Origin of the sequence: Mucilaginibacter mallensis (assembly GCF_900105165.1) — a bacterium.
GTDB classification, from domain to species: Bacteria; Bacteroidota; Bacteroidia; order Sphingobacteriales; family Sphingobacteriaceae; genus Mucilaginibacter; species Mucilaginibacter mallensis.
The window spans coordinates 5,911,885-5,929,015 of the sequence record NZ_LT629740.1; the positions used below are offsets into that span (position 1 = coordinate 5,911,885).

At 41.3% G+C, this 17,131-nt stretch carries 18 protein-coding genes; 5 read left to right on the top strand and 13 right to left on the bottom strand.

The features are described 5' to 3' along the window. Positions 1-140: 140 nt before the first annotated feature. From BLU33_RS24490 to BLU33_RS24510, 5 genes are all read right to left on the bottom strand, one after another. Entirely contained in the window at positions 141-950 is an 810-nt protein-coding gene (locus BLU33_RS24490) for a hypothetical protein (RefSeq protein WP_091379776.1), read from the bottom strand. 445 nt (positions 951-1,395) lie between these two features. Further along, on the bottom strand, positions 1,396-3,258 hold the full coding sequence (locus BLU33_RS24495; protein WP_091379779.1) for a sensor histidine kinase: 1,863 nt from the start codon (positions 3,256-3,258) through the stop codon (positions 1,396-1,398). Positions 3,259-3,378: 120 nt separating this feature from the next. Then, complete coding sequence (locus tag BLU33_RS24500; protein WP_091379782.1) at positions 3,379-4,284, bottom strand: alpha/beta hydrolase; 906 nt, start codon at positions 4,282-4,284, stop codon at positions 3,379-3,381. A 48-nt stretch (positions 4,285-4,332) separates the two neighbouring features. After that, a complete protein-coding gene (locus BLU33_RS24505; protein WP_091379786.1) occupies positions 4,333-5,403 on the bottom strand; it encodes an alkene reductase in 1,071 nt (356 codons plus the stop codon). 86 nt (positions 5,404-5,489) lie between these two features. Beyond that, a complete protein-coding gene (locus BLU33_RS24510) occupies positions 5,490-6,473 on the bottom strand; it encodes a helix-turn-helix transcriptional regulator (RefSeq protein WP_091379789.1) in 984 nt (327 codons plus the stop codon). A gap of 328 nt (positions 6,474-6,801) precedes the next feature. Between BLU33_RS24510 and BLU33_RS24515 the strand changes: the two genes are divergently transcribed. Further along, positions 6,802-7,245: a DUF2141 domain-containing protein gene (locus BLU33_RS24515; protein WP_197684542.1), complete on the top strand. Its 444-nt coding sequence runs from the start codon at positions 6,802-6,804 to the stop codon at positions 7,243-7,245. A gap of 52 nt (positions 7,246-7,297) precedes the next feature. Continuing rightward, positions 7,298-7,984, top strand: a complete 687-nt coding sequence (locus tag BLU33_RS24520; RefSeq protein WP_091379791.1) for a DUF4397 domain-containing protein — start codon at positions 7,298-7,300, stop codon at positions 7,982-7,984. A gap of 111 nt (positions 7,985-8,095) precedes the next feature. Here the strand turns inward: BLU33_RS24520 and BLU33_RS24525 are convergent, their stop codons facing one another. Further along, positions 8,096-9,019 carry a DUF4421 family protein gene (locus tag BLU33_RS24525; protein ID WP_091379794.1) on the bottom strand — a complete coding sequence of 308 codons (924 nt, stop codon included), beginning with the start codon at positions 9,017-9,019 and terminating at the stop codon, positions 8,096-8,098. A gap of 172 nt (positions 9,020-9,191) precedes the next feature. Here BLU33_RS24525 and BLU33_RS24530 point away from each other — a divergent pair, with 172 nt between their 5' ends. Then, on the top strand, positions 9,192-9,977 hold the full coding sequence (locus BLU33_RS24530) for a helix-turn-helix transcriptional regulator (RefSeq protein WP_091379797.1): 786 nt from the start codon (positions 9,192-9,194) through the stop codon (positions 9,975-9,977). A 212-nt stretch (positions 9,978-10,189) separates the two neighbouring features. Here the strand turns inward: BLU33_RS24530 and BLU33_RS24535 are convergent, their stop codons facing one another. Next, positions 10,190-10,459, bottom strand: coding sequence for a hypothetical protein (locus BLU33_RS24535; protein WP_157682378.1), 270 nt, complete (start codon positions 10,457-10,459; stop codon positions 10,190-10,192). A 341-nt stretch (positions 10,460-10,800) separates the two neighbouring features. On the opposite strand from BLU33_RS24535, the gene BLU33_RS24540 reads away from it, so the two are divergent. Then, entirely contained in the window at positions 10,801-11,967 is a 1,167-nt protein-coding gene (locus tag BLU33_RS24540) for a peroxiredoxin family protein (protein WP_091379805.1), read from the top strand. Between the two features lie 85 nt (positions 11,968-12,052). On the opposite strand, the gene BLU33_RS24545 is transcribed toward BLU33_RS24540, so the two are convergent. The 4 genes from BLU33_RS24545 to msrA all read right to left on the bottom strand — a co-directional run bounded on the left by BLU33_RS24545 (position 12,053) and on the right by msrA (position 14,150). Continuing rightward, positions 12,053-12,586 (bottom strand): DUF3455 domain-containing protein, encoded by a 534-nt coding sequence (locus tag BLU33_RS24545; RefSeq protein ID WP_091379809.1) that lies wholly within the window; start codon positions 12,584-12,586, stop codon positions 12,053-12,055. A gap of 112 nt (positions 12,587-12,698) precedes the next feature. Then, positions 12,699-12,914, bottom strand: a complete 216-nt coding sequence (locus BLU33_RS25655) for a GDCCVxC domain-containing (seleno)protein (protein ID WP_091379812.1) — start codon at positions 12,912-12,914, stop codon at positions 12,699-12,701. A gap of 91 nt (positions 12,915-13,005) precedes the next feature. Next, on the bottom strand, positions 13,006-13,524 hold the full coding sequence (gene msrB / locus BLU33_RS24555; RefSeq protein WP_091379815.1) for a peptide-methionine (R)-S-oxide reductase MsrB: 519 nt from the start codon (positions 13,522-13,524) through the stop codon (positions 13,006-13,008). Then, positions 13,521-14,150 (bottom strand): peptide-methionine (S)-S-oxide reductase MsrA, encoded by a 630-nt coding sequence (gene msrA, locus BLU33_RS24560; RefSeq protein WP_091379818.1) that lies wholly within the window; start codon positions 14,148-14,150, stop codon positions 13,521-13,523. The genes msrB and msrA overlap by 4 nt, the downstream gene beginning before the upstream one ends. A 169-nt stretch (positions 14,151-14,319) precedes the next feature. On the opposite strand from msrA, the gene BLU33_RS24565 reads away from it, so the two are divergent. Next, positions 14,320-14,889, top strand: coding sequence for a DUF1543 domain-containing protein (locus BLU33_RS24565; RefSeq protein WP_091379821.1), 570 nt, complete (start codon positions 14,320-14,322; stop codon positions 14,887-14,889). Between the two features lie 71 nt (positions 14,890-14,960). Here the strand turns inward: BLU33_RS24565 and BLU33_RS24570 are convergent, their stop codons facing one another. After that, positions 14,961-15,533: a hypothetical protein gene (locus BLU33_RS24570; protein ID WP_091379824.1), complete on the bottom strand. Its 573-nt coding sequence runs from the start codon at positions 15,531-15,533 to the stop codon at positions 14,961-14,963. A 78-nt stretch (positions 15,534-15,611) separates the two neighbouring features. Then, positions 15,612-16,943, bottom strand: a complete 1,332-nt coding sequence (locus BLU33_RS24575; RefSeq protein WP_157682380.1) for an outer membrane beta-barrel protein — start codon at positions 16,941-16,943, stop codon at positions 15,612-15,614. Positions 16,944-17,131: the final 188 nt, after the last annotated feature.

Sequence of the window (17,131 nt, forward strand, 5' to 3'; positions counted from 1 at the left end):
AAGTTTTGCTTTGTAATATGATTCTGAAAGCCGGCTGGTTGAATTGTTTGTCAAATCCTTTTTTGCAAGAAAAAATTGTAAGACATACCATGGAAACGATGAGAAGTGATTTTGTCATTTTTGATTTGGTTTAAGTTAGATTACGGATTTTTATACATTTCTGAATTGGGTACTTGTTTTAAGATTGGTGTATTATGCGGAAGCTTGAATAAGTCAAGGTTTTGTCTGTCGTTATTTATTGAAGTAACCTCCATCCTAAATATTGCTGTTATTTTTAGTGTATCTTTAACGTTAGCTTGATTTTCGACATCAATGCTCATAACCTGATATTTGAAATCAGCATCGAAAAATCCATTTATGGGAGAATATAAAGATTGCTTTTTAGCAGTATAAACAAACCGAAGCCAGTTGCCTTTATCGGAATGTTTATAGCGAGCAACGTAACACTGAATTCCACATAGAATAATTACCTTTTGATTAATGGTGTCAATTAAAAGATGTTTCTTGCTTTTAAACAAGAAAAGGCTTTTGTAAAACATTTCATCTGAGTTGTATTTTAGAGAGTCTTCTGATAAATACAGTTTGTTTTGTTGGGTGAAATATGTATACACAGTTTTGTTTTCCCAATCAAGTAAATAGGTCGGAATAACAACACTCGCGGTTAGTGTACTTTCCATTTTGGTCTTATTTGGCAACTCCATTTGGCGTTTAGTGCTATCTGTGGAAATGAACTTTTGGGAGCCCTGCCTAAATACCTTATTATGATAGACATGATAATCAAAAGTCATGAAATCCTGATATTCAGTACTTAATTTTACCGTGTCGGAAAAAGGAAGCCATGATATTTTTATGCTAATGAAACCTTCACCCAAATCTGTAGGCAAAATAAACTGCGCCATGGCGTTGAAAGACAGGCATATTACAAATATACTGAAGAGAATTTTTTTCATATGATGTTTAGGTATCTATTCTTTCTCTTTTTCAAAAGAAAGGATATAGATTATAAAGCAATTTTTATTTAAATTGCAATTAACTAAATGTAATCACTAACGGAACAATATATTTGCCATATATTATCCATTACTACTAAATATTTTAACCCCCGCTGTTCGTAGACTTTCGTCTACGAATTATTAGGCATGTAGTCTGCGACTACACTTTTTGTATAATGGAGCTTGGAATATTAATTGCACTGAAGTAAAAATCAGTTTATTGGCATGTTGAACCATGAACGTAAATCTAAAAGGAAATGGTTCGATATATGTACAATAACACCACTTAAAAGTCCTCGGATTAATTGCTGAGGGCTTTATCGTTTAAGTAATCCTATCAGGGTTGATAACCATTCAATTTTAAGTTGCCCCCAATAATGTATAAGTCTAAATCTGCTATACTTTAAAGTATGGGCAGCTCTACAAAGAAAGTTGTTCCGTTACCTGATTTGCTCTCAAACCAGATCCTACCCCCATGTGCTTCCACTATTTGTTTGGAGATGGCCAATCCTAAGCCAAATGGTTGTTCACCGGCTGTTCCGGCTCTTTTTGCTTCGGTGAACATATCAAATATTTTGTCCTTCATTTCAATAGGAATCCCGATGCCATGATCTTCCACGGTGATTAGCACACGGCCATTCAGTTCCTGTACATCTACATAGATGTCAGCACCGCTGGGGCTGAATTTTATAGCATTGGCAATTAAATTACTTATTACCCGCCACAACTTTTCCCGGTTAACCGACAAGGTAACAGGTGTGGTATGTAATTTAAGTTGCTGTCCCTTTGCTTCTGCCTTATAATGCATCAGACCCACGCAATAATGGAGCATAAGGGAGAGGTCAACATGTTCTTTTTTTAGTTCTTCAACCTTTGTATGTACCTGGAGCAGGTCGCTAACCAGTTCTAAAGAGTTTTGTCCCGAAGTTTTGATCAGTTCCAGCATCATCCGGTCTTCTGTTGAACGGTCGTCATCATCCAGCATAAGAGCGGCTATAGAAGTAATACCGCCAATGGGATTGCGAAGATCATGCGCCGCGATCTGCATCATCCGGGTATTATCTGCCTGGCTTTGCTCCAAGTCAATCAGCGTTTTTTGCATATTGCTGTTCTGTTCGCTAATCTGCTTGTTTAAATGGCGGGAGAGCTTATATAGACGGTAAATGAAAATGATCAGCATAATACTTACCAGGCAACCCGTAATCAGCAGAAATATTTCAGTCTTATTATTTTTATTATTGGTTTCCAGCAATATGTTATCATCCTGTATCGCATTATATTTGATATAGTCGCCAATGAATTTTTTCTGGTTTTCATTCTCTGCTGTCAGCGCTGCTTCCAGTAAACGGTGAACGGCAATGATCTTATCTTTATTGCCAGCCATTTCGGTATAGGTTAAAACGACTTTTAATACTGGGACCCTTAGAAAAATGTACCCCTTTTCCTGCGCCAGCTGATAGATACGGTCATAATAACTCCGTACACTATCGGGTTTGTCCGAATAATAAGCGGCATACAGCTCCAGCGAGTTGGCTTGAAGATATTCCATTCCGGCATTCCTCGCTTCGGATAAGGACCGAATGATCAGTGGCAAGGCCTCCTTTTTGAGATTTTTATTAAGCAGCATACCCGCCCGTATCTGCAGTATGGCAATCAGCATCCGCTGATCTTTGTAACGTAGTGCAATTTTCTGTGATTTATCCAGGTAATACCGTACACTGTCATCAGAAAGTGCGCCATTGAGCATACAATAATTAGCATATACCAGGCTCATGATGCTGTCCTGTTTCAGGTTGCGGCCCGTTTGGATGGCCCGGCGGGAAAGTATTTTAGCCTGGGTAGTATCAGTAATACTGGCATATACGGTAGCCATGTTCATAAGTGCCTGAGCTATATTTGCCGTATCTGACTCCTGTTGGTAATCATGCAGTACCGTGCTGAATAATTGCAATGACTCCCTGCTCAACCCCCTCAGAAAAAGTGCTGTAGCAATTACATTGTCCGCATCTGTTACCCCCTTGCGGTAATGTAACCTGATAGCTATAGTTTTAGCTTTCATCCCATAATAAAAACAACTGTCGGGATTTTTCAGATGGTAGAGCATTCCTATCCGGTTTAGGCTGTTGACCTGGCTGATACTATCTTTTATGAAAGGCAGTCTGTGCTGTTCCTGCCGTATCAGCACAGACTGCCCTTGTGCCTGGCTATAGCAAAGCCATACCACAAGAAGTGAGATAAGATAAGGGAGCGGCCTGGGAAAATGCATAGAGGTTAAAAACTTAATCCTAAGTTACAATTTTCCCCGGTTATAGATACAGGTTATATATTCAATCTAACAATGTGAAGTCATTGATCACTTTACTTCGGAATTGCGGTCAAATGATCCCTAACTATTGAGCTTAGCTTTTAAAAATTCGCTGGCCATACGCATGGCTTCCTGCCCCATAGTGCCCATGCCGAAAAACCCATGTGTGTTTTCGTAGTTTTTATACACAGTATCTACCCCGACTGCCTTTAGTTTGTCGGCATAGGCTTTCCCCTCGTCGCGAAGCGGATCGTAGTTTGCGGTCATCATTAAAGCAGGGGGTAAACCCGAAAAATCCTTTGATCTTAAAATAGAAGCTTCTTCAAAACCGGCCGGGTCTATTAAAAAGCTATCCCAAAACCATTGCATTAATTGAGCAGTGAGTACATATCCTTTCCTGTTTTCATCCCATGAGGGATGATCGGCGGTGTAATGATCGGTTACAGGATAGGTAGCGAACTGGGCTTTAAGCTTAACGCCTGCGGCAGTCAGCTTTTGTGCTACATACAGGGCCATGTATCCTCCTGCACTGTCGCCGGCTACAGCCATGCGTTCAGGTATGCCTTGATAGCGATGTGCATTTTCAATCATCCAAAGCGTAGCTGTAACACAGCTTTCCGGGCCTGCGGGATAAGGATGCTCGGGTGCCAGCTTATAATCTGCCGACATCACCACCGCGCTTGTGTTTGCACAGATCTGCCGGCAAATTTCATCATGCGTATCCAAACTCATCAACACAAAGCCACCGCCATGAAAATAGGATACCACCGGAAATGGCCCATCACCTTCTGGAATATAGATCCTGATCGGGATATTATCTTTTGCGGTGATGGTGTTGATCACCTGCGCTACCGGTGTGGGATTTGGGTTCGGTGGTGCCAGCTTCATCATTTCCCTGGTTTGTTTAGCGGGGAAACGGTTCAATTTATCGTAGCCATGCGCTTCGGCAAAGGCAATAGTTTGCAATACTTCTTCAGAAAGTGCCATTTTATTAAGAATTAAAAGGTTAAATAATTTTTCCTGGTGGATCAGAAATTAATTGAACAAGACTGGATAATCGGTGTATCCTTTAGAGCTAGGTGTATACAAGGTTGTAAAATCCGGTGCGTTCAACTCTGTTCCGTTAATAATACGCTGCTCCAGATCGGGGTTGGCCAAAAAGGCTCTGCCAAAGGCGATGAGGTCCGCATCTCCATTGTTTAGCTCTGCTTCGGCTTTTTCGGCAGTATAGGTGTTACAATAGATCAGTGTTCCTTCAAATTCGGTACGTATAGCTGCTAAGGTTTGTGCAGGTATCTGCGGATTTATGCTAATATGTACATAAGCAAGGCCGATACGGTTAAACTCCCTGCTCAAATGAATATAAGTTTCCTGTGTGGTATCGGCATCATAGGCTTGCAGGTCGCCCAGGGTGGAGTTTGGTGAGATCCTGACCCCCACTTTTTCTTTACCGATAGCATCAGCTACGCGTTGCGCCACTTCTATCGCAAACCTGGCCCTGTTTTCCATACTGCCACCATAAATATCTGTACGGTTATTTACGTTCGGGTTCAGGAATTGCTCAATCAGGTAGCCATTGGCGGCATGTAGTTCAACACCATCAAAACCTGCGGCAATCGCATTTTTTGCGGCGCTAACATATCCGCTGATCACATTCTGTACCCCTAGGGTAGATAACGCCACAGGAACAGGATAATCCTGCATGCCAGCTATGTCGGTATGCATCTGCCCGGCTGCTGCAATAGTCGATGCGCCTACCACTTGTACGTCCTCAGGCAAATTAGCGGGGTGACCAATACGGCCGGTATGCATGAGTTGCAGAAATATTTTGGTGTTGTTTTTATGTACGGCCGAAGTTGTCAGTTTCCAGCCTTCGATCTGTTCAGATGAAAAGATACCGGGGATACGGGCATAACCCAAAGCTTCAGGAGCAGGGGCAGTACCTTCGGTGATGATCAATCCCGCACCACTGCGCTGGCTGTAATATTCAGCCATCAGTGCATTGGGCAGGTTGCCGATTGCACGGCTGCGGGTCATGGGGGCCATTACTAAATGGTTTTTCAAATTCAGTGCCGGGCTACTATAGGGCATCAATAACTTTTTCATATCGTTTGTTTTTATGTTTTAAATGATATGTCAAAGGTCCGCAGGAAGTGAATTTTAAAATAGCGCGCCACGCCCGAAAAATAGTCCTATCCGCCCAAAGCGTATTTTTTGGGCTTCTGCTGATGGTGCCGCTCGAATAACCGGGTAAAGTGACTCAAATTGCTAAAACCCAGTTGGTACCCCGCTTCGCTTACTGAATAATTTTTGTGCCTGAGCAGATAGGCTGCTTCTTCCATTCGGGCTGTTTGGTAGTAATTGTAGATGCTATCGCCAAATACCTGCCGGAACAGATCTTTCATTTTGGTTTCGCTCATGCCGCCCAGTTTAGCCAACCCGGGCAGGCTGGGCGGCTGACCAAGATCGCTGAGTATAGCTTCCCTGATCAAAAAGAGCTTTTCCGCATCGGCTTTATTAACCGGACTATGCCGAGCCTGCTGGCGATTATGCAGCTGATTAAATACATCGAACAATAACGATTCCGCTTTGATCCGGTAGTAAAAACCGGCTAGTCCGTTCTCTGCCTGCGGTTCTGATAGCTGTCGGAGTGTCATTTGTGTTTCAGTGCCCATGCTTTCATAAAAAAGGAAGGATTCTTTTGGGTTCACAATGGCATCGATCAAGGCATCGGGCTGACGGAGTTCCAGCAACGTTTTCAGGCGGGAAGTGCTGAGCCCTATTACAGTATAATAGATCTCGGTATTAGCCGGGAAAGTGATCACAGAATCAAAATTGTTAGAGGCGATCTGGATCGCCATATCATTATACCGGCTGAAATTGTGTTGTTCCTCATCATCAGTAACCAGGCTTACCGGCTCTTCATTGTTATAAAAAATTACGCTGATAAAGCTTGCCGGATCCTTTGAACCAACACGTTTTAATATCAGTTCCTGGTCGAGCCGGTAGCGGTGTATCAGCAAACGGAAATCATCATTAAGGTCAACCCGGCGCACGAAACCCTCGCCAAGTGAAGCGGGGATTTGCAGCTCGTTGTTAACCACAGGCACATGCAACGCTTCGGCAAAGGCTGTCAAAAAGCTAAATTGTGGCTGAGTGATAAACTCTATTAACATATTTTACAAATGTTGTTCACGGATTCCTAAAGATCAGTATTTGAAATGAATAAAATCACCTGCTGCATATCAAATAGGACTTAGCTATTGGTTTAGGGCGTTTATGTAGTCGGAGACTACAGGCATAGTGGTCCGATTTAAAAACTTCGGACAGCGGGGGGGGGCTATAGATGATGATCATCATTGTCAGCAGCCCCAAAGCGTTTTTTCAAACCTTAAATCTCAACGGTCAGGTGTTATTATGCCCGCTTCACCGGGTTTCTCATAGGATGCCATGATGGATGCATTTACTTTCGGCTTAATTAATATCAAATTAAGTTTTAAAACTATGAAAAGAACAATGTTATGGGGCATACACCTTGTTGCAGGTGCGCTCATGATTTTCCTTTCTTCCTATAAGCAGAATAAGGAAACTGAGGTGAAAATCACCGGTATCAGATCAGCCAGGGGCCAACTTGTTTTGACTGTTTTTAAAGACCAGGCCAGTTATGATGCCGAAAAGCCTTGCAAAACATTCCTATTCGACAAAAAGGATTTATCGAACGGCAGCTTAACGGTAAAATGTGGATTGGAAGCAGGCGTTTATGGCATCACCTTAGTGGACGACGAAAATGGGAATGGTAAAATCGACAAAAATTTGATCGGTATTCCTAAAGAAGGATTCGGGTTCTCCAATTTCTTCATGGAAAAGTTAAAAAAACCAACCTTCGACGATTTTAAGGTTAACCTGAAAACTTATCCTACAATTGATATTAAAGTGAAGTATATGTAGCATGCATTGCTCAACATCATTAATTAAACATTAATCAACAGATCAAAAAAAAATGAAAACAATCTCAATTTATAAAAGTCTTTTTGCGGGCCTTGCATTCATGATAATAGCTGGTGGCCTTTCATCATGCAAAAAAAATACTATCGATGCTTCCGGGCAATTTAATATTAAAGTTGTAAATGCTTCGGCTACCGCCGGACCGCAGAGCTTTACACTGGCAAATTCGGTACTGGTAAGCGGCGGGCTTAATTTTACTGACGTATCGGCTTACATTAACGCTCCTTCGGGAAAGAATATGGTTATGGAGTTTAAGCCTGACGGAACAAACTCTGATTATGCAACCGGTTCACTTTATACTGCTAATGGTGTAAGTTTCACGGTTTATTTGGTTGGGAAAGGCTCTTCGGCAAGAGTGAAAGCTTTTCAGGATGATTTGGGTGCATCTAACGATGGAAAAGTAAAGATTAAGTTTATCCATTTAAGTGATAACGCGCCGTCTGATGTGGTTATTAAAAATTCCACAGGTAGTACCCTTGTTAACGACGTTAGCAGAAATATTGCCAGTGGTTATATATATGTTGACCCGGGAACCTTTTCCGTACAATTGATAGGTTTAGTTTCGGGGAAAAATTTAGGAACCTTTAGTTTTAATGATCTGCAGGCAGGGAAAATCTATTCGCTGTATTTCACAGACGATGCTAACGGATTACTTGTAATGAATGAAATTCTGCATAATTGATTGGTTAATACATTTCAAAGTCGCGTGGTCCTTTGGCTGCGTGGCTTTGAAATTTTAGGCAGGAGAGAAAATATTAACTTGAAATCATCCGGAATTGAAATTACTTAAACACTAAATATTCTTCTTCCTCTTAAAAATACTATTCAAATGCCTTACATACGAAAGTTGAAAATTTATTGAGGCTATATCGAACCTATTTCCGAATGCATATACCGATTTATCATTAATCAGCATAAGGTATGAAACGGCCCAGTTAGGTTTTGCATAGGTTGCCGATCCTCTGGCAAAAGCAGTGGGATAAATCTTAAGATTTCCGGTGCCGGCGTATTGTTGTTGGTTTCCACCATTAGCTCCTATTTTTGCCATTCCTGATAATAACCAAAAATCTCCAAGCACCCAGGAGTAGACATAGCCCAGATTAAGGCCCAGTTGCAAATCACGAACCGAACGGTTGCCCGCAATTAACATATTGCTGTCCAAACCCACCCTATATAAATAAACACCACCGCCTATAATAAAGCTTCCGGCTGAGATAAGTTGTTTTTCGCTTTGCTCAAAGGCTGCTTTACCCGAAAACTGATTGCCATTAAAAACATAGCTTCCCTCTGCGCCAACTTGAGAAACCGAAAGGTTGGGGTAAAGGGTAATAGGTTGATTGTATAAGCCGCCGCTATAAAAGCCGCTATATTTTTGCAGAAATATGTCAAGCATAAAATGAGTGCTGTAATTATGGATCTGAAGATCATTCAGATTTGTTTTGCCATATTCTTTACCTTTTAGCGGTATTAATCCAAAATCATAAGTAGCATTAATAATGGTGTTTTTGAGAGCAAAGCCGAAACCTACATTTAGCGGATAATTGGCATTGTAAGTTTTACTGCCATTTACAACCTGAATAGTATTGGTTGATACATACCCTTGCAGCAATATTTTTTGTTCATAAGTCTTTATGTAAGAGGTATCTACTTTCGCAGTTTGCGCCATAGCGGTGTAAGTAGCCATAAACAACATGAAAATAGTAAAGATAAATTTCATGTTGAGATCAATTAGCTATCACGTATGTTAAGAATTTCACCTGTGTGTTGATAATAACTATTGGAAATATACGGAATTAAGCCGGGTAGGTAAACTATCAGATAGCGGATTTTTTTGTTCTATACTGTTGCTATATCATGTAACATCCCCAAAAATCTGGCGTCTTATCAGTATGCCTTTTTATTCTGAATATCAGGTTCGCAGTCCGCTTTCTGCCTTTATTAAAAAACTCTGGACGCTCGATAATTCCGGTAGCAGACTGGAAACCGGGGAACGCGCTGTATTACCAAACGGTTGCTTTACCATTGCTTTTATCAGGGGTAACGGTATATTGGTCAAAACCCGGCTTACAGATACTTTGCTTAGTCCGGGTGTCTATTTCGTTGGGCAGCTTACCGGGAGTATCACCGTAAACCTATTGCCTCATACAAAAGCCATCATGGTGCAGCTTTTTGCCTGGGCACCCGTTCACTTCAGCAAAGCTCCTCTGTCAACTTATACCGACAAGGTAGTTCCGCTTACAGATCCTGTGATCAATATTGACATACTTAATAACCCGGCAATCACCCTGGCTGTACACCGGGCTTTCGTTGATCATTTTCGGCACAACAAAAACACTTTCCTGATACAGCAGGCCTGCCTTTTACTGGCCGGCGCAGGTGGTGCCCTTACTGTCGGCAACCTTGCCGCGCAACTTGGCTGTTCAGAAAGGCAGCTTCAGAAACAGTTTAAACAACATGTAGGGCTCAGCCCTAAAGCATTCGCCATTATTCTCAGGCTTCGTAACGCGGTTGATGACATCGCTTATCCACGACAGGCGCATATACTGCTCAGCAGCCTTGCGCTTGAGAATAATTTTTACGACCAGGCACATTTCATTAATACCTTTCAGTCCATTGTCGGTATGTCCCCTGCAAAATTCGATAAAACGGCATATCTGCTGGCTTTCAAAAAATAGATCTGTTCGGGTTTTTCCAATTTTTGCTGATGGTCCCCGGCTAATTTTGTGCAACACTGAAAGTTTTGATTGGGCTTTAGTGTTAATGAGTAGCTCCCTGCCAGGCGGGGGGCTTTTTTCGTTGCTGTAGTGGGAGACTACAAGCATATTGGTCTGAAGCTGGAAGCTTCGGACAGCGGAGAACATATTCCATAGCTGCTATTTGATTTTACCTAAATAACCTCCACATAGTTGCTGATAAACTTTGCCAGTTGTTCCTGTTCGGTTACACTAAATTCATTGCCATCATATATCCAGTAGCCCTGAGCGTCAAATAATATCCGGCCTAAATAATCCGGGTTGTCATAGGCAACAAATAATTCATAACTCAATACTTTCCCTTCAGTTTTTATAGCAGGAATAATCCTTACTACTTCATCCGGTCCGCTTTTACGCTTTACCCAGGCTTTGGCCTCCTTAAATAAATAAGTATTGTTCATCATATCAGTTCAATTACAAACGATAAAACAAATGTGAAAAATATTTTGTGATCTTTCATATAAATTACTAAAAATATTAGTATTGATTTGTGCGGAAATTACTTGATGTTTTATTTTGGAGGGATCAGACTAGAAACATGTTGGTATGATTGGAAAACTCCGGACAGCGGGAGAAAAAATCCATATTTATCAAACCATTTAATATAGGAGTTAAAAAGTGTTAAAGATTGAAAACTTAGTTGTGAAGCTAAGAATACATACCTATTTTTATTTCAAATGCGTTTGCAACCCGTATCGGAATTAATAAACCTTAAAAGCGGAACGGCCATCTTATCAAAATAGTTATGAGTTATCTTAACAAAGGGTTTGTTCGGCTATTTGCCTGCATTTTGCTCGTTTTATTCAGCATTGAAGCCAATGCGCAGGTGTCATTGATCCAAAATGCGATTGATAAGCTGGAAGGCTATAAAAACTTCAGCTATCAGTGTATTGAAAAAACACTTGACTATACTACTGACACTACAACAAAACAACATAAGGATATATTTCAAAAGGCGCCTGGTGATGAAAACTTTGGTTACTTATTCAGCCTCGAAACGCAGGAAATTGGCAAAAGTTACCATGTTATAGACCTGTATAACGGCCAAAACGTAATATCCATATTTCCTGATGACAGCGCTTATCAGTTTGCCGACATTAAGAAATATGCGATGCAATCCACAACTTCGACACTGCCCGGGTTTTTGAAATGGTTAAAGGGAAGACCTGAAAAGAAACCATCGGAAATGGGCAGGGATACAGCTATAAATGGCACTTTTTGCTATCATTCAATTTTTCATATTTATGATACTACTATTAACAAGGAACATTATCATACCGATATAGATGTGTTTATTAATAAGTTATCAGGTTTGCCTAACCGTATAATAATGAGGGAAAAAGTGCCATTATTTGGTAATGTTACAAACTACTATGTAGCCAACCAGTATTCCAATTATAAATTTAACCAGGAAAATATCGATATAGCTGCCATGACCGTCCCCAATGGGTTTCACCCGCCAAAGGATCAGGCTGTATTACCCCTATTAGCGCCCGGAACAGTTGCGCCGGATTGGACACTGTACACTACCGATGGCAAACAGCTATCACTGGCGCAGCTGAAGGGCAAAGTAGTATTAATGGACTTCTTTTTTATTGGCTGCGGCGGTTGTATGGCGTCCCTTCAATCGCTGGATAAGATTTATGGGAAATATAAAGATCGAAATTTTGTATTGGTAAGCATCAGCAACAGGGATAGCAGGAAAGCGGTAACGGGATTTAAAAAAAATTACCATATAAAAAATCCTGTATGCGGCGATGGAGCTGATGTAGCCAAAGCATATCATTTGCCGGGCGCCCCTCTTTTTTATTATATCGATAAGGAAGGAAAAATAGCGAATGTAATATTCGGATATTATGACGACTTTGAGTCAAAAACCACGTCGCTAATTGATAGTTTGTTGAGTAAATAGGTAAGCGGTTTTTTTAGATAGAAAATTTATCCAACCATCCTTCCTGCTGGCACACGCGTACCGCGTGTGTGGCAAGTGAGAATATTTATTTCTTAGTATAAAAAAGGTATTCAGCTGTATATGGTTGTTCTAACAGCTGCCCTTTATGCTGCCCGTCGGCTGTAGCCGGGGCTTTGCCACCCTGTGTATTTATCCTTTGGATAAAAACAACCGGGATAAATTTACCTGTTCCGCCCGGTGTTATTCCTTTCAGCAATAACCATGGTATAGCAGTACTATCGGGCGAGTCGGCCTGCTGCAATTTGGCACCGCTAATTGTTGAGCCATCGGTACTTTCCCATGTGGGTTTTTTTGCCGGATTTAGATAATGTTTTCCAATTAATTTGCGGTAATTAACGGCAGCATATAAGTTGGCACGTGGTTCTGAAAAGGTCCATACATAACGGGAAGTGTCTTTGGGATCCTGCGTGCAAATATACACCTGTACACCTTTAGCATAGGCATGCATAATCAGTTTGTAATCGTCAGTAACTTTTATATTCGCCGGAACTTCCTGCGTTTGTGCAAAGCCCCCCAGGGTGCAGATCATCAGCAATAATGACAAAATAGTACGGCTCATGTTTTTGTAGTTAAATTACACGAAAATATGAAAAAATCAGGGCTTTTATGTAATCGGAGACTACATGCATATTGGTCCGAAGTTTTAAACTTCGGACAGCGGGGACACGTAGTTAACTACAGCAAGAAGTACCTTGTTGTACAGGGGGACATTTTACCGTTCCATAACTGCAAAATACACAGCAATCGCCAGTAAGTGGCTTTAGGTTTGTATGACACTTTTCACATTCATAAAAGTACTGGCAGGAATCTGTGGGCATTGTTTCTTCTTTTTGATGACCGCATTTCGGGCAGGTTAGTACAGATTGTGATTGAATCTCTTTGGTCATGATATTTTGATTGAATTTATTTAATAGGTGTGACCTGGTATAGCACATGCTGGCGCATGTGTGCCGCATGTGCTACAATTATACTAGTCTCCTAATTCATCCCGTCCGGTTGAAAATCCAATGAAACAGAATTCATGCAGAACCTTTTGTGCGTTGGTGCTGGGCCATCATCAAATATATGCCCTAAGTGCGAGCCGCATCGGGCGCAGATCACTTCGGTGCGTTCCATGCCTAATGAATTATCGGCCTTATAGATCACACTGTTCTTCCTGATCGGTTCAAAAAAGCTGGGCCAGCCGCAATCGCTCGCAAACTTAGCATCCGAGCGGAACAATACATTGCCACATACCGCACAGTAATAGGTACCCTTTGCATTGCTGTTCCAGAATTTCCCGGTGAAAGGGCGCTCGGTATCCTGCTCGCGGGCAACGGCATACAGGTCGGGAGGCAATATCTTTTTCCATTCGGAATTGCTCACCTTTAGGGGCTTGGTATCGGTGTTGGAATAATAGGGGTTGTTCTCGTGTCCTTTGTCTGACTTAAATTGCTGCGCATGAGCACCTGTAATGGAGCTAATTACAATAGCGATTAATATAATTGCTGATCTCATTTTAGTTTGTCTTTAAATACCTTTTTAAATTTATCCAGTTCGGGCTGTATCACATATTTGCAATAAGGCTTGTTGCCATTTTGATTAAAATAGTCCTGGTGATAATCCTCAGCCTTGTAAAAAGCGGTGTAGGGCGTTACCTGGGTTACTATTTTGTTTTTATAGGCCTTTTCTTCATTCAGCTTATTAATATAATAATCGGCCTTTTGTTTTTGGAAGGCGTTATGGTAAAAGATAGCCGAGCGGTATTGTGTGCCCACGTCGTTACCCTGGCGGTTAAGCTGTGTGGGGTCGTGCGCTACAAAAAAGGCAGCCAGCAGCTCATCATAAGTAATTACAGAGGGATCGTAAATAATGTTACAAGCCTCGGCATGGCCGGTTGCGCCTGTGCAAACCTGTTGATAAGTTGGGTTGGCCACATGCCCGCCAGCATAGCCGGATACAACCTTTTTTACACCCTTTAATTGCTGAAATTTGGCTTCGGTACACCAAAAGCAACCGGTGGCAAATGTGGCGGTATCAATGGTCGGCTTAAAATGGGTTTTACTGTTGTGCAATGGTGTTGCCGCAAATGCGGTAACCCCGGTAGTTAGTAAAATGGCTAATAAATAAATTATCTTTTTCATATAGATGTTAAGGGCCGTAATTATGGGTATAAACGTAAAAAATATGCGCTCGTATTTGCTAAGTACGCTTCAATTATATTAAAAGCAGCGTTTGCACACAATTGTGATGTTAGGCTGACAAATACAATCTTAACCTTTGCCAAAGGTTAAGATTAATTACCTTTATCCTATGGCAAACCTTAAACTTTTTATGTTATTATTAGGCTGCAAGCCCCCCGGCAGGCATACCGAGCAGCACGATGTTTTCTTTGGGATCGCAGCTTCACTTAATGAGCTTGTACCACAGATAAAAGCTTTCTGGCCCGAGCCGGAGAAGATACATATTGATGCCTGGCGCGAAGTAAATACCGTAGATGGCTTTGAGATGAAAATAATTGCAAAAGATGCGAATCACATCGGCACAACTGAACCTACTAATAAGTTATTCTTCATTAATCTTGGTGGCTACCAGGAAAACCGGTTTGAGGAACAGCATTACGTTTTACTTACAGTTAAAACCGACAGGGCACTGGCGTTTAAAGAGGCCAAAGAAACCTTGTTCTTTAAACATAATCATTTTGAAGGCGGAAACCCACATATTGATGATAAATACGGTATTGATGTGGATGACCTTTACCAGATCGAGGAAATATTATCCCCCGAATTAAAAGAGCAATACACCATAGAATTGGTACCGGCATCAGGCTTATTGGAAGACCCAATCTCGCTAGGCTATTTGAAATTGAGCTCGCTGGTATAACATAAAAAAGCCTGGTACCTCTACCAGGCTTAAGCAACCTAACCTATAAATTACCGCTCGCGACGGCAATGCTATTTTGCGCTTTGATCAAACAAATACTTAACCTTATACTCCTGTATAGAGGCATCGTATTTAGTTAACTCATTGTCGCATTGAAATTCGCTTTCAATTGTATACTTGAATTTGGTGTTTTGGGCATACGTTTTTTCGAGATCTTTAATAGTTAAAGGCTCAACAGCATCTTTAACCGATGCGCTGAAATAAAAGCTATCTACAGGTTTTTCGCCTTTGCCTTGCTGTACTAATTTTGGGTGACTATAGATGTAGAAATCCTTTGTATCGATGATCTTATAGTCAACATTATTATAAAAGCGGTAATCGCTGTTATTGGCGTGGTAGCCAAATATTTCATTTTTCATGAATACCTGCTTTTTGCCATCGTGCCAAACCGTTACTTTGCCGCCACCCAAAAAATCATTCAGAGTAATGTGATTTGCATCGCTGCCGTTGGTTTCGAAACTTAATTTATGGTTTACATAATCATCAGCAGTAAGGTATAAACCCATTGCTTTATCCTGTGCAAAGGACCGTGTTGCAAAGGAGGCTATCGCTAAAAAGGCGATAATTAATTTGAAATTTTTCATTTTCTTAAAATTTAATCTGTCAGTTATCAGGGGTTAAATGAGGGTGCCGGTAACTGACAAACAGCACCCTCATTGCATTTAAAATCTTACGATCAGGTCCATCGCTGCTGTGTACTGATCTTTTTTAGTGCCATTGTCATATGGTGTTATGCCATCAGCGTAGGCACGTTCGTATCTTATTTCAGGGCGTATTCTTATATAGTCATTAAAGTAGTGAACAAAACCTATGGTGTGGCTTGAGTACCATGTTGCATAGCCTGTTCTGCCGCCTTGCGGATCATTTAAAGCATCGTTACGGATGGAGAAATAGTTTTTAGGTGAAACGAAGATCTGGAAGTAGTTTACGATGCCTATCGCGTTCTCTGTTCCGGGTATCAGGTTACCCGGGCCAACACCGGTGAGAAATTGCTGCGCAGGACCGTTAATTACTGTACCGCCGGTAAGCGCATGGTATTGCCACATGTAATAAGCTTCCGTCATCATGTGGAAGGTTTCATTAAACTTGTGTCCCCAGGTTGCAACTACCATTTGCAGGTCGTCGTGCTGGCGGGTGTAATCGCCATTACCTAGGGAGTTGATACCGCCATACAGAGAGTTATTATTATCATGCGATACCCAACGGGCCATCAATAAACCATTTATTTGAGCGGAGGGGCTCCATGGTGCCATGTCATTACCTGCATGTACACCTACTTCTAATTGCCAGTATGAGCCTAATTTAAAAGTTGCCTGTGCACCGGTAAAGGTGTAGGGGTCAACGGTAAACATTAAGGAGTGTGAGTATAGGTAGTTATCTGTTGCCCATTGTGCTTCAATATCTGCTGGTGATATAAAACGGCCTACTTTTAATAGCATTCCATCGGCTATTTTAGGGAAGTAGATCAAGCCATACATTTCAGCCGGATCGAAGCCATATTTGTTGTTGTTACCAAGTAACTGGTTGCTGAAATAGCCCTTACCTGTAGTATACCTGTAATCGGTACCAAAAATGGTGGTAACCAGGAAACCGGCAGAAACATGATCGGTTTGAACCGTGTTTGGTTGCAGGTCGAATTTTAATCCTACCTGATCGAGCACTACGTTATTTGGTATAAGATCATAAGATGTTGGGGCATTTGAGTTCTTTGAACTACTGATATTAGCGCCCGGATCGATCCAGCCATAGATCCTGAATTTGGTATGGGTAAGGCCAAGTGCCTTTTGCATAGGATATAGTGGTGCGGTGCCATCAGAGCCAATTAGCGGACCGCCATCCCAGTCGCTTGTTGGGAACGGTGGATCAGGAAGTGGGGAAGGTAGGGAGCGTTTTACAGAATCTTTTGTGTTGCTTACGGATTGAACTGCTGTTTGGGAGAATACTTTAATTGTGACAGCAGATAGCAGCATAAAAGTAATTAGATGTTTTTTCATTTTTCTATATTTTATATTTCGATGTTCACTGATTGTATTTATGAACATTCGCTATTATGCCACTCTTGTGCCAGCAATGGTGTTGTTATTAAATCGCTTATAATCAATGGAATAAATATGTGTTTTTGCTTCTGTTTCAAAATGATGCTATCAATTTGATAGGGTTGATTGTCAATTTGAATATGGGG